Raw genomic sequence first — 12,043 nt, 5'->3', positions numbered from 1 at the left:
TTACCCAACGACGAAACCCACAGGGGGCGACTCTTTCAAGTCGCCCCCTGTGGGTTTTATAGGCTAGCGGGCTGACCGGTCGCTTGGACACGTTTCTCCGCCAATTCGCGCGCGGTACCAGACACCGAGGAGCGGATGATAGGCGCGACGGCCTGCACGGAACGTTTGGTTACTGCTTGCTGCACATGACTCCGCGCAAATCCCAACTGTTGCGTAGCCCAATCAGGCAGGATATCGATACCCGCATTCATGAACAGCCTTGCAGCACGCCGCCCCGCCATATCCTGAGGGCCGGAGCGGAACAGGATTCGCGCGACTTCGCGGGTGCGCTCGCTGCACTCAAGCTGTGGGCGCATTTGCTCGAGATAATCGGCCACTTCTGACACCGACGTCGGCACTTGCCGTGCGCCCAGCGCAACGGCCACGCGCGCGCTTTCAGCGTAGTAGCGATTCTGCTCGGAAAGAGAGCAGTTGGGCGATCGATAGCGCAAGTAAGAGGCCAGAAAGGAGCGCATCTCAGCCACGTGAACCCACGTCAACAGATCGGGATCGTCGGCCCGATACGGCGTACCGTCGGGTGCCGTGCCTGTTACCTGCTGATGAATAGCGCGCACGCGAGCGATGGCGGATTCCGCCTGCTGGCGAGAAGCATAGGTCGTAATCGCAATAAATTGGCTAGTACGACGCAGCCTTCCCAGCATATCGTCACGAAAGGTCGAATGATCCCACACGCCAGCAAGCGCCAACGGATGCAGCATTTGCAGCAATAGCGCGCCGATGCCCCCGCACATCATCGCGGTAAAGTCGCCGTGAACGCGCCATACCGCGCTATCGGGTCCAAATAGCCCCGGATCGCCCAGCGGCGTCGTGTAATCGACCGGAGAGTGCCTGCGTCCGGTAAGATCGGCGATGCGGCGATCGATCGCCTTGCGAAAAAGATTCATACACGCTCTTTAGAAGGTGCCCGGATAGACGCCTCCGTCCAGCAGCACATTCTGACCCGTGAAGTAACCGGCTTGCTGGCTGCACAAAAATGCGCAGAAGGTGCCGAATTCCTCAGCGCTGCCAAACCGGCGAGCCGGAATCGCTTGCTGTTGTGCGTTCATCACGTCGTCGGCGGTGCGCCCAGAGGTTTGGGCACTGTGAGCGAAGTTGCTGCGAAGACGCTCGGTGAGGAACTTGCCCGGCAGCAGGTTGTTCACGGTAACGTTGCGTGACGCCAGCTGAGGCTGTCGCGCCAGCCCGGCCACGAACCCAGTCAAACCAGCCCGCGCACCGTTGGACAGCCCGAGCGGCGCGATAGGCGCCTTGACCGAGCTGGACGTAATATTAACGATGCGCCCGAACCCTCGTTCAGCCATCTGGTCGATGGTCGCTTTGATCATTTCGATCGGCGTGATCATGTTAGCGTTCAAGGCGCTTTGCCACCGCTCCGGGCCCCATTCACGGAAGTCGCCAGGCGGGGGACCGCCGGCGTTATTCACCAGAATATCGACCTGCGGAGCCGCCGCCAGCACCTGATCGCGCACGCTTGGCTCGGTAATATCGCCGACCACATGCCTTATCTCGCTGTTGGGGTTGAGGCGCTGCAATTCACTGACAGTTGCTTCAAGCACTTGTTGGGAACGGGAATTTATCACTACATTAACGCCCTCTTTTACCAGCGCCTCTGCACATCCCTTACCCAACCCTTTGCTAGCGGCACACACTACGGCCCAACGCCCTGCAATACCTAGATCCATGATGCTACCTCGCCGATACAAGCTGATTAGGTGGCTTTTGCTGAACTCGGATATCAATCAAGCGGTGTGGAGGCTATCTCCGGAAAGAACATCCCTGCGTTTCTACCTTATCAAAAAAGCCGCCATAAGGCGGCTAGACTAACGAGACTCGCGTACGAAAGACCTCTTGGCACGCGTTTAGCTTGGCAAGGTGTCCATTTGGCTCAGCGAATCCAACGCGTCACCCGAACAATTTTGCCGCGCACCACCAGATGCGTCATGCCATCGTCGGGAATCTCGATATTTTCGAATTGCGGATCGTCGCACAGTAGCGTAATTCCTCGCATGGTGCGCTGCACACGCCGTGCGAGTCGCTCGCCCTTGAACTCCACCATGAAGATACCGGTACCGCCAAGCGAGGTACGTGCGGTATTCACCAGCACGATATCGCCAATATTCAATGCCGGCGACATGCTGTGATCCTCTATGGCATAGGCGGTCAACTGCTGCGCGTTGAGATGATTGCAATCCAATTCATCCCGCGTCACCGAGCAACTCCCAATGTCGGTTACTTCCCCGTACTGGAACGGCTCGATCTTATAGCGAGGTGGCTGCTCTTCTACGCCAGCGTAGGCCCCGTCTTCGCTGTACAGGTAGGGGTTGCCTTCGCCACGAATCAGCCAGTCCATCGACATGCCTGAACGCTGCACCAGCGGAAGTAAATTGCGCAGGCGAGGGTTGGGCTGAGTGCTTTTCTCGGTCCACCTTCCCACCGTATTTGCGTCAACGCCCGCAATATGGGCCGCAGCAGACTTGGTGCCGAAATAGTTGATCAAGACTGACAAACGTTCTGGCAAACCGGGGGCTACATCAATGTCGCCTGCTTTTATCTTAGGTGATTCTTTCTTCGACATAGACAAGGTCTCTTTCGATGAGTACGCGACATTTTGCGAAGCTTTACTATAAATTTATGTCGCCATTGTGACGGTATACAATGCTATTAATTTGACTTATGTTTACACAAACCACTTTTATGAAGACACATCCTTCATATTGATATATTGCGCGCCCAAACCATCCCTATAAATTTATCTCACAATCACGGAAACACTACCTGACCCGGCGTTACCGCCCGTCCTCGGTATATAGCGCGCTTTCGGCATCCATTAGATGTCGACCAGGAAAGAAGAGACATTGCATGAAGATCACGGACATCCGCGTTTGCCGGTCCAGCAGTAAGCAGGTCCCTCAGCGCCCGGCGATAATCGAGCTCACTACCAGCGACGGCCTATCGAGCATGGCCGCCGTCGATTTGAGCCATACGCTGGTGGCCGCTATCGTGCATGAGCTATTTCCCTTCTATCGTGATGCCAACGCGCTGGAAATTGCGCCGCTGAGCCAGCGAGTGCAGCAGCTATGGTCTGACGACACCGTTTTCTCGCGCGTTATCGCATCAATCGAGCTGGCGCTATGGGATATCTTTGGCCGCCACGTCGGGCTTTCGCTGACGACATTGCTGGGTGGTCATCATTCTTCAAGCGTTGGTACCTGTATTCCTATTGAGCTCGATTCTACCGAGGGTATCAGCGCTCGTGTGGAAGCTCTTAAGTTCGAGCACTGCCCTAACTTACTGCTTCACGAAGGCTCCTTTGGTCTGGGCTCAAGCATAGAAGATGAGCGGTTAATCAACCACGTTATCAGCGTCTGTCCGTCAACAACCCTATTGATAGTGCGCGCGCCTGAAATGCGTACCAATGATTACAAATGGGCGCGGCGCACTGCCGATATGTTGAGCGATTACGGGATTCAACGCTTCGACGCTCCCTTTCATCCCACCGATATCGACGCATTTGCACGGCTGCGCAACAGCTGCCGTATCGATATCGGTATGCGCACGGGGCCTGTTAGCTGCATGCAGGGCCGCGCATTGATTGGTGCCAACGCGGTCGATTTGCTGACCATCGATAGCACTCGCTGCGGTGGACTGACCAACGCTATCTGGTTGATACGCACGGCAACCGCCTTCGGCATTCGCCCGGTGTTATCAGGGGCTCACGATCCCTTTTCGCTGGCCGCAGACCTGCATCTAAGCACGTTGATAACCGCAGAACCACGCGTCGTTCTGCCGCTGCCAACGGCCATCGATACGCTACTTGAACCGTTACTGACGCCCGATGCCACAAGCAACAGGCTAAGCATCCCGGAAGGTCCGGGGCTAGGCATCCGCAGTCGCGCGGGTGCGTTTGCCAATGGAACCTGGTGCGCAGTGCATTAAGGACGCTCCCCTTAACCGCGACTCCGCTACCGCTACTAACAGCGTGAGGAAGGGGAGCGCCTAATTGGTATGTACGCTATGGATCATCGACAATTGCAATTTCTGGTTGCGCTAGCGCGCGAACGCCATTTCGGACGCGCGGCGCGCCGCTGTCACGTCACTCAACCGACGCTATCCGCACGCATCAAACAGTTAGAAAGCGAACTGGGCCTTTCGCTCATCGAGCGCGACCGTCGTTTTGGGCGCTTCACGGTAGAGGGAGAGCGCGTGCTTTATCACGCCCAACGCGTGCTGAAAGAGTTTCAAGCGCTACGAGACGGAGGCAGCGGCGAGCGCCGCCATCAGCAGCGTTTCAGAATCGGTACGGTGCCGGCGGCTTCGGCGGACGTGGTGCAGTGGCCAGGGCTTCGCGTTCACACTCTTTCATTCAGCCTGAAAGAATACTCAATGCCCGCGCTACTCCAAGCGCTAGCCGATAACGAAGTCGATCTCGCGGTGGGATATCTTGATGCAGCGCTGGTAATGTCAGAGGAATTCGGCACGCTGCCGTTATTTAACGAACGCTTGATGCTGTTTGCTTCACCCCAGTATTTCAACCTACCGCCCGCGCTGGCGTGGCAGGATCTCGAAACGTTCCCGCACGGTATTCTGTCGGGTGACATGCGTCAGCGACGCAGCGTTGACAGCCTATTCAAACGGCACGAGCTAACCATCGATGTGCGTTTCGAGGCCGACTCGGCAGTTATGTTGGGCACCATGGTGGCGCACGGTCATGGCGTAGCGGTACTGCCTCAAGCCTTCCAGCAACAGCTCGCGCCGCTGGGTCTGAAAGCCCTTGGCTTGCCCGACACCGATATCGAGTCGTCACGTATCGGGATGATATGGCGACGCGATGAGCCGCCCAGTATTTCTCCCGCGCGCTTGCTAGGGCAGGAAAAGCCGGTCGCGGCACGTTCACTGTACGAAGAGGAAGGGATGCCTGCTCCATAAGAGAGATGGAGGCAGGCCACTACATACGAAAAGGCGGGGACCGCTCTGCGATCCCCGCCCAATACCCTTCCAGTGCTAACGTGCGCGCATTACACGCGCACCAGCGCAGTGTCTTCGTCGATCCCAAGATGGATATTCATGCTTTGGATCGCCGCTCCGGCAGCTCCCTTGCCTAGATTGTCCAAGCGCGCCATCAATATCGCCTGATCAGCGTTGCCCGACACCAGAATATCGACGCGGTTGGTGCCGTTGTTGTGCTGAACATCCCAGCAACCGCTATCCAACTGCTGTTCATCGCCCAACGGCAGCACACTAACGAAAGGCTCCTGCTGGTAATAGCGCTGATAGACCGCCTGAATGTGCTCCAAGGAAGCGTTGTCGAGTGCCGCCAATGGCAGCGGAAGCTGTACTGAAAGTCCTTGCAGATAAGGGCCTACAATGGGCGTGAACAGCGGCGCGTGATTCAAGCCACCGTGTAAGGTCATTTCGGGTAGATGCTTGTGTTGCAGGCCTAGCGCGTAGGGTCGTGGGCTTTCCAAACGCGCGTCACGTGCACTGCCGTCTTCAGGCTCGTAGGCGGCAATCATATTTTTGCCGCCACCGCTGTACCCCGTCAGCGAATAAGCAGTGAGCACTTCCTCCGAGGACAACAGGCCCGCTTCAACAAGCGGTCGCACCAACATGATGAACGCACTCGCATGGCACCCCGGATTAGCAATACGCTTGGATGTCCTGATACGCGCTCGCTGCTCGGGCACCAGTTCAGGCAGGCCGTACACCCAATCGGAGGCGGTGCGAAAAGCAGTACTGGCATCGATAACGCAGGTGTCAGGATTATCGATTAGCGCTACGGCCTCGCGAGAGGCTTCGTCGGGTAGGCACAAGAACGCAACATCGGCAGCATTCAACAGCCGAGCACGTTCGTCGCGATCCTTGCGCTTCGCATCGGCGATACGCAGTACCTCGATTTGATCATGCTGCGCCAGATAATCGAGCAGCCTTAAACCGGTCGTCCCAGCCTGACCGTCAACAAACACCTTGAACGTCATACCACTAATTTCCGCTGTAAAAGTCTTCGCTCTATAAGCGACGCCGCGCCGCTCGCGACATTTCAAGAATGCCATGACCAGCAAAACAACGAAAGAACGGAGCTGGTCAGCGGCCTCAAGGGATCACTAACCATGGATGCCATCCTCACGCCCTGTACTGGAATACGCCTTTGCTTAGGCAAAATAAAAGCCGGCCCCGTAACGTGGGGCCGGCTTTAGCAGCATGCTGCATTCGCGAGTATCAGCGCAGGAAGCGACCGAATACAAAACCAACGGCCGCTGCAACTGCCAGCGCGGCGAAAGGATTCTCGCGCGTGGTGTCGCGCACTTGGTCTACGGCCTCGCCATAGTGGTACTGTGCAGCACCCGCCGCCTGACGCGCTTTGCCGCGCAGATCGTGTTCGTGATCGTCGGTGAACTCACCAAAGGCTTCTTGAGCCTGCCCCGCGAGTTCGCGAGCTTTTCCTTCAATGCGATCCTTCGGCATATCCATTTCTCCTTGAATGAACCCAGGCGGGAATCGCCCGGCGCATTACGAGTGAATCCAGCATAGCCGACACGCCTTACGCGTGCCGAACAAGATTTTTAACACGAACCCTCTACAGATGCACGAACAATAACCGTGCTGTCGAACGGCTATTTTTTGTCGATTTTGACGCGCGTCAACCATTCACGCCCTTTCAACATGCCGTTCCAGTAGATGAAGGGAAGCAATTCGGTTTTCATCCACCAGTTGAGTTTGCGTGGCACCTTCGGATCGAGCGGGAAGGTGGGTAGCAACTTGCCGTTATATCCGAATTCAGCCAGCACCACCTTGCCGCGCTCTACGGTAAGCGGGCAGGCACCGTAGCCATCGTAATGGGCCGGCAGAGAGGTACCGTTACGCGCTGCAAGCAGGTTTTCAGCAACCACCACGCTCTGCTTACGTGCCGCTGCCGCCGTTTTGGCATTACTAGTACCAATGCAGTCGCCCAACGCGAAAATGTCGTCGAACTGCGTGTGGCGCAGCGTATCGGGATCGACATCGACCCAACCCGCCGCATTGCCCAAACCGCTCTTCTTGATAAAGTCCGGAGCGACCTGGGGCGGTACTACGTGCAACATATCGAAATGCTTCTCGACACGTTCTTTCTCGCCCGCTGCGTTAGTGACCTCGAAAGTTGCTTTTCGATTGGGGCCATCGACCGCAACCAGATTCTGATTGAAGAGCAGCGCCGCATTGTAGCGCTCGATGTAGCTTTGTAGCGTTGGCACGAAATCCGCGACACCGAACAACGCCGCACCCGCTAGCGCAAACTCGACATCAATGCTGCTTGCTACCCCCTGATGACGCCAGTAATCACAGGAGAGGTACAGTGCTTTCTGGGGCGCGCCAGCGCATTTGATCGGCATCGGCGGCTGCGTAAAAATAGCCGTGCCGTTTTCCAGCGACTGCACCAGTTTCCACGTGTAGGGCGCGAGATCGAGGCGATAGTTGGATGTGACGCCGTTTTTGCCTAACGTCTCTTCAACGCCGTCGATCTGCTCCCATGCCAGCCGCAAACCGGGTGCCACGACTAACTGCTGATAGCCCACGACGCGGCCATCTTCCAACTCAATCTGTCGTGCTGACGCATCAACACGCTTGGCAGCACTCTGTAGCCACGTAGCGCCCTGAGGAATCACTTCACTGGTCGCTTTAACCGTTTTGGCAACGTCATAGGCACCACCCCCCACTAGCGTCCATGCTGGCTGGTAGCAATGTTTGCTGCTCGGCTCAATGATGGCGAGACGCAGCGCGCTGTCACGCTTCAAGATACTTGCGCTCACGCTGATACCGCCAGATCCCCCGCCAATAACAACAACGTCAAACTGCTCGGAAGCAGCAGCAGAATCAGCAGAAGATGGCTCAGCAGAGTTGTCGGAAGTCATCGGAAACCTCGGTGAATGTAGATCGATAATTAAAAAGCGAAAATGGCATCGCATCAGCTTAACTGAATATTCGATAGCCAGTATAGATAACTCCCCATCGATGCACTTTCCAAGGAAGATATCGAGTAAACATCGAGGCAGCGCTATCGAATGTGGTATTTTGTTAGCCGTTTAAGTGGGCGTTAAATACAGCTACACAGGGTTCTACTAAACTTTAGCCTTGTCTGATACGGCATCGTAACAGCAACGGTCGGTGCCCTTGGCTGTAAATAATAGGCAGCAGAAAGCATTACCTCGCTGCGCAACAGCCTGGTTGCGTCAAAACCGCTCAGGCAGCGTCAAGAGAAGATGCCAACATCTCGGCAAAACGTCAGGTTTGATCAGGAGATAAACCCCATGAGCAAGCATTTATTTTCATCACTGGCCATTGCAGCCAGTCTCGCCATTGGTTGTGGCGTTACCCAGGCGCAAGCCGCAGAGCACGGCCACCCCGACAACCCGCTGGTAAAAGAGTGTCTCGCACAGGGCCAGGCGAAGGATGGCAATACCTTTAAAACGCAGTCCTATGCTTCCGACAACCTCTCACGCTACGAGCAGAACAAGCCTTATCGTTTGACCGTTAGCCTGCAGGGCCGTGGCAACACCTTCTACAACCTGAGCTGCCAGGTAGATGAGTCCGGCAAGGTTGCCTATGAAAGCTACGCAGTTGGCGGTATGCCGCTCGAATAACGCGCAAGCGCGGCGGCGAGTCACCAGGCTTACGCCTGATATCGCTTTTTGCGAGGCATAAAAAAAACCACACGGAGTCCGTGTGGTTTTTTACTGCCGATAACTTAACTGCGATGACGCAGCTGATCGAGCGAGAAGCGTCCAGCACCTGCTGCGTAGAGCGCGAGGAATCCACCTGCAATTCCTACATTTTTGTAAAAGTGCAGCAGCATGTTCATCTGTTGATCATCAGGCACAGCCCAGTATGGATGCCCCAGTACTGCAGTCGCTAGCGTGTAGATAGCAAGCAGGATGGCCAAGGGACGCGTGAAAAGACCCACCAGAATCAGCAGCGCGAAAGGTAACTCAGCGATTACGGCAACCAGTGTGGCAAGCATTGGATCAGGAATGCCGTTGGCCGCAAATTGGGATTCCGTGCCGGTGAAGCCCACCAGCTTGCCCCAGCCCGCATAAACAAACAGCACCACCAGCAAGACACGGGCAATCAACAGCGCGGCATCACCACCAAAAACACGTCGGGAATTCATTGTTCCAATCTCCAGTTTAAAAGGGCGCATTGCGCCAATAAGTAGCGACGTTAGTATCCTGTGTGGGCGAACGAACGCTCGCCCGTTGTCGCAGATTCATTCTTAAAGTCATTTATGAAAGCTAACGATAAGCAGGCGCCAGCGGCTGGTTAGCCGCAGTGCCAACAGCTTAGCTCAACATCATTGGCAGCTCTTGCCCGCGTAAATCGAACACCAGTACTTCTGCGTTATCGCCCTGAGAAAGCTCGATAAGCCGCTCATCTCTGATACGAGCACCATCGCCTTCACTGAGTGATTGACCATTGAGCACTACATGACCGCGCGCCACGTGCACGTATACGAAACGCCCTTCCTCAATGCTTAGCTCCGCTTGCTCTCCTGCATCGAAATTACCGGCGTACACGCGTACATCCTGGCGAATCGGCAAGCCCTCAGCAGTATCTCCCGCTTTCTCTGGACGGATAATCTGCCGCAGTTGCCCTTGCTTCTGCTCTTTCGAGAAGTGTTGCTGCAAATAGCGGGGCGTGTAGCCGCGTGCATCAGGCACGACCCAAATTTGCAGAAAGTGGACCGGCTCGTTGGCGGATGGATTGAATTCACTGTGCAGTACGCCAGACCCTGCGCTCATCAGCTGCACATCCCCCGGTGCGATTACCGAACCATTGCCCATGTTGTCGCGGTGCTCAAGCTTTCCCTCCAACACGTACGAGAAGATTTCCATATCGCGATGAGGGTGGCGCCCAAACCCTTTTCCCTGAGATACGCGGTCATCGTTGATCACACGAAGATCCGAGAAGCCCATTTCGCGCGGGTCGAAATAGTCCGCAAACGAGAAGGTGTGGAAAGAGTTCAGCCAGCCGTGGTTGGCATGTCCGCGATCCATAGCGCGTCTAATCTGAATCATGGTGTTACTCCTTAATCATTAGCGCGGCGTCTCCCGCGCTGTCATTGGGAGTAGATTAGTCAATTAAACAAAAGCAATAAACACGTATTACAGCGAATTATTGTCGCCATATGATAGACAATAGCCGGCGAGTGCCCAGCCGTATTAGCGTGCCTCTCGAATGCCACCACCAACGACTACAGAAGGGGTCAGCAGGATACCGTGAGCGCGGTGATCTTGTACGCGCAGCGCTTTTCGCCCTGCTGAATGTGCTCTTCTCGAGTTACCCCAACGCCGTCGCCCAGAATAGCCTGAAACAGGCGTGTTTCACTCGCGCAGAATCCGCTACAGGACGCAGCTGCGGCACCAATCGGACAATGGTCCTCAATCAATCGCCACGTTTTCCCACTTTCGATAGTTTCAAGGCGCGCCATGTAGCCTTCGGCATCGCGCAGCTCTACCAGCTGTTGCAAACGTTCTTCCAGTGACACGGCAGAAGCCAATGCTTCTTCGTATTTCGACGTGATGGCATGTTCACGCGCCGTTAATAGTTGCTCGATACCCTCGTTGCCATGCAGGGAAAGCGCCGCATCCAACAGTTGCACACTGAGCTGCGCATGGGCATCAGGAAAGCGCGCATGCCCTTTTGCAGATAATTCCCAAACGCCTAACGGGCGCCCGCCGCTCTTTCGCTGCTCAAACTTCTGCACCAAGCCCAAATGCGCCAAACGGTTGACTCGCTGCCGGGCGGCTTCTTGCGAAATGGTCAACTGCGCCGCGATACCGGCGAGCGACAGCGCTCCATGGCGTTTGATCACACCAAGCAACTGCTGTTCAGGGCTGTCGAGTGATGCGACGAAGGTCATGGCAATCTCCTCGCGGCGTACGGTTGAAAAGTGGATGAGTAGAACCAATGCTTTGGTTTAAAGGCGGAATCGTCATTTGCATACGCTACCCCGTAGTCCTATTATCCAAGGGCGTGCTTGTAAAAGCCAGTATGGGTAGCCATGCATACCGGTTCAGCCGTTAAAACTGTCATTTTGGGGCCGATGGGCAGCGCACAACGTTACTTGTTACCCCATCGATGGCTGTTCCGCGTCGAGAGATGCTGATACCCAGTGTTTGAAGAATCCGGATGCGCTAAGCACTCCGATGAATACATAGAACGACAACCCAAGAGAGGCTTGTTGATATGGCTTACGAACTTCCTAAACTTCCTTATGCCTACGATGCACTCGAACCGCATTTCGATAAGGCAACCATGGAAATCCACCACACCAAGCACCATCAGACTTACGTCACCAATGCCAACGCAGCGCTTGAGAAACTGCCTGACTTTGCCAATCTGTCTGCTGAAGAGCTGGTGACCAAACTTGCCGACGTTCCGGAAGCAAGCCAGACCGCCATCCGCAACAACGCTGGCGGCCACGCTAACCACTCGCTGTTCTGGACCATTCTGACGCCCGACTCCGAAGGCGCGCCGGTAGGCGATCTGAAAGCGGCCATCGACGACACTTTCGGCAGCTTTGAGCAGTTTCAGGAACAGTTCGCTACTGCCGCCAAAGGTCGCTTCGGTTCTGGCTGGGCGTGGCTAGTGGTCAAGAACGGTAAGCTCGAAATCGGCTCCACTGCCAACCAGGACAGCCCGCTGTCGCCGAAAGCCTTCGGTGGACTCGACGCTACGCCAGTGCTTGGTCTCGACGTGTGGGAGCACGCTTACTACCTGAACTACCAGAACCGTCGCCCTGATTACATTGGCGCATTCTGGAAACTGGTGAACTGGGCAGAAGCTGAAAAGCGCTATCAAGCCGCTAAGTAAGTAACGCTCAGGCGAGTTCTCGCACCGCCAATCAAGTCGCCCGCTTAACCTTAAGCGGGCGATTTTTTTGATATCAGGCTAACCTTAATGAAACAGGAAAAAGCCACCCATCATTTGATACAGTGGCGGCACGCTCAAA

At 55.6% G+C, this 12,043-nt stretch carries 13 protein-coding genes; 4 read left to right on the top strand and 9 right to left on the bottom strand.

Annotation, left to right across the window (positions count from 1 at the left end; translation table 11 throughout):
• Positions 1 to 56: 56 nt before the first annotated feature.
• The 3 genes from R84865_RS04515 to R84865_RS04505 all read right to left on the bottom strand — a co-directional run bounded on the left by R84865_RS04515 (position 57) and on the right by R84865_RS04505 (position 2,635).
• A complete protein-coding gene (locus tag R84865_RS04515; RefSeq protein ID WP_435632026.1) occupies positions 57 to 944 on the bottom strand; it encodes an oxygenase MpaB family protein in 888 nt (295 codons plus the stop codon).
• Between the two features lie 9 nt (positions 945 to 953).
• A complete protein-coding gene (locus tag R84865_RS04510; RefSeq protein WP_435632025.1) occupies positions 954 to 1,742 on the bottom strand; it encodes an SDR family oxidoreductase in 789 nt (262 codons plus the stop codon).
• A 203-nt stretch (positions 1,743 to 1,945) separates the two neighbouring features.
• On the bottom strand, positions 1,946 to 2,635 hold the full coding sequence (locus tag R84865_RS04505) for a S24 family peptidase (protein WP_435632024.1): 690 nt from the start codon (positions 2,633 to 2,635) through the stop codon (positions 1,946 to 1,948).
• A gap of 284 nt (positions 2,636 to 2,919) precedes the next feature.
• Between R84865_RS04505 and R84865_RS04500 the strand changes: the two genes are divergently transcribed.
• Complete coding sequence (locus tag R84865_RS04500; RefSeq protein WP_435638948.1) at positions 2,920 to 3,996, top strand: mandelate racemase/muconate lactonizing enzyme family protein; 1,077 nt, start codon at positions 2,920 to 2,922, stop codon at positions 3,994 to 3,996.
• Between the two features lie 78 nt (positions 3,997 to 4,074).
• Positions 4,075 to 4,986 (top strand): LysR family transcriptional regulator, encoded by a 912-nt coding sequence (locus R84865_RS04495; protein ID WP_435637343.1) that lies wholly within the window; start codon positions 4,075 to 4,077, stop codon positions 4,984 to 4,986.
• A gap of 89 nt (positions 4,987 to 5,075) precedes the next feature.
• On the opposite strand, the gene argC is transcribed toward R84865_RS04495, so the two are convergent.
• The 3 genes from argC to R84865_RS04480 form a co-directional block, all read right to left on the bottom strand.
• On the bottom strand, positions 5,076 to 6,035 hold the full coding sequence (gene argC / locus R84865_RS04490; RefSeq protein ID WP_435637344.1) for an N-acetyl-gamma-glutamyl-phosphate reductase: 960 nt from the start codon (positions 6,033 to 6,035) through the stop codon (positions 5,076 to 5,078).
• 241 nt (positions 6,036 to 6,276) lie between these two features.
• The gene (locus tag R84865_RS04485; RefSeq protein WP_435632020.1) at positions 6,277 to 6,522 is read right to left on the bottom strand and encodes a CsbD family protein; all 246 of its coding nucleotides are present in this window, start codon (positions 6,520 to 6,522) and stop codon (positions 6,277 to 6,279) included.
• 149 nt (positions 6,523 to 6,671) lie between these two features.
• On the bottom strand, positions 6,672 to 7,946 hold the full coding sequence (locus tag R84865_RS04480) for an NAD(P)/FAD-dependent oxidoreductase (RefSeq protein WP_435638947.1): 1,275 nt from the start codon (positions 7,944 to 7,946) through the stop codon (positions 6,672 to 6,674).
• A 396-nt stretch (positions 7,947 to 8,342) separates the two neighbouring features.
• Here R84865_RS04480 and R84865_RS04475 point away from each other — a divergent pair, with 396 nt between their 5' ends.
• Complete coding sequence (locus R84865_RS04475) at positions 8,343 to 8,675, top strand: hypothetical protein (protein WP_435632018.1); 333 nt, start codon at positions 8,343 to 8,345, stop codon at positions 8,673 to 8,675.
• A gap of 104 nt (positions 8,676 to 8,779) precedes the next feature.
• Here the strand turns inward: R84865_RS04475 and R84865_RS04470 are convergent, their stop codons facing one another.
• The 3 genes from R84865_RS04470 to R84865_RS04460 all read right to left on the bottom strand — a co-directional run bounded on the left by R84865_RS04470 (position 8,780) and on the right by R84865_RS04460 (position 10,951).
• The gene (locus tag R84865_RS04470) at positions 8,780 to 9,202 is read right to left on the bottom strand and encodes a DoxX family protein (RefSeq protein WP_435632017.1); all 423 of its coding nucleotides are present in this window, start codon (positions 9,200 to 9,202) and stop codon (positions 8,780 to 8,782) included.
• A gap of 169 nt (positions 9,203 to 9,371) precedes the next feature.
• Positions 9,372 to 10,106, bottom strand: coding sequence for a pirin family protein (locus R84865_RS04465; protein ID WP_435638946.1), 735 nt, complete (start codon positions 10,104 to 10,106; stop codon positions 9,372 to 9,374).
• 188 nt (positions 10,107 to 10,294) lie between these two features.
• Positions 10,295 to 10,951 (bottom strand): helix-turn-helix transcriptional regulator, encoded by a 657-nt coding sequence (locus R84865_RS04460; protein WP_435632015.1) that lies wholly within the window; start codon positions 10,949 to 10,951, stop codon positions 10,295 to 10,297.
• A gap of 326 nt (positions 10,952 to 11,277) precedes the next feature.
• Here R84865_RS04460 and R84865_RS04455 point away from each other — a divergent pair, with 326 nt between their 5' ends.
• Positions 11,278 to 11,904, top strand: coding sequence for a superoxide dismutase (locus R84865_RS04455; protein WP_435637349.1), 627 nt, complete (start codon positions 11,278 to 11,280; stop codon positions 11,902 to 11,904).
• Positions 11,905 to 12,043 lie beyond the last annotated feature (139 nt).

The organism is Carnimonas bestiolae, from assembly GCF_051251145.1.
Classification (GTDB): domain Bacteria; phylum Pseudomonadota; class Gammaproteobacteria; order Pseudomonadales; family Halomonadaceae; genus Carnimonas; species Carnimonas bestiolae.
This window is presented reverse-complemented; position numbering and strand designations above follow the sequence as displayed.

What these genes read in the sequence shown, in the direction of transcription:
- R84865_RS04515 (WP_435632026.1), bottom strand. Translation starts at nt 944, where the DNA reads ATGAATCTTTTTCGCAAGGCGATCGATCGCCGCATCGCCGATCTTACC.
- R84865_RS04510 (WP_435632025.1), bottom strand. Translation starts at nt 1,742, where the DNA reads ATGGATCTAGGTATTGCAGGGCGTTGGGCCGTAGTGTGTGCCGCTAGC.
- R84865_RS04505 (WP_435632024.1), bottom strand. Translation starts at nt 2,635, where the DNA reads ATGTCGAAGAAAGAATCACCTAAGATAAAAGCAGGCGACATTGATGTA.
- R84865_RS04500 (WP_435638948.1), top strand. Translation starts at nt 2,920, where the DNA reads ATGAAGATCACGGACATCCGCGTTTGCCGGTCCAGCAGTAAGCAGGTC.
- R84865_RS04495 (WP_435637343.1), top strand. Translation starts at nt 4,075, where the DNA reads ATGGATCATCGACAATTGCAATTTCTGGTTGCGCTAGCGCGCGAACGC.
- argC (WP_435637344.1), bottom strand. Translation starts at nt 6,035, where the DNA reads ATGACGTTCAAGGTGTTTGTTGACGGTCAGGCTGGGACGACCGGTTTA.
- R84865_RS04485 (WP_435632020.1), bottom strand. Translation starts at nt 6,522, where the DNA reads ATGCCGAAGGATCGCATTGAAGGAAAAGCTCGCGAACTCGCGGGGCAG.
- R84865_RS04480 (WP_435638947.1), bottom strand. Translation starts at nt 7,946, where the DNA reads ATGACTTCCGACAACTCTGCTGAGCCATCTTCTGCTGATTCTGCTGCT.
- R84865_RS04475 (WP_435632018.1), top strand. Translation starts at nt 8,343, where the DNA reads ATGAGCAAGCATTTATTTTCATCACTGGCCATTGCAGCCAGTCTCGCC.
- R84865_RS04470 (WP_435632017.1), bottom strand. Translation starts at nt 9,202, where the DNA reads ATGAATTCCCGACGTGTTTTTGGTGGTGATGCCGCGCTGTTGATTGCC.
- R84865_RS04465 (WP_435638946.1), bottom strand. Translation starts at nt 10,106, where the DNA reads ATGATTCAGATTAGACGCGCTATGGATCGCGGACATGCCAACCACGGC.
- R84865_RS04460 (WP_435632015.1), bottom strand. Translation starts at nt 10,951, where the DNA reads ATGACCTTCGTCGCATCACTCGACAGCCCTGAACAGCAGTTGCTTGGT.
- R84865_RS04455 (WP_435637349.1), top strand. Translation starts at nt 11,278, where the DNA reads ATGGCTTACGAACTTCCTAAACTTCCTTATGCCTACGATGCACTCGAA.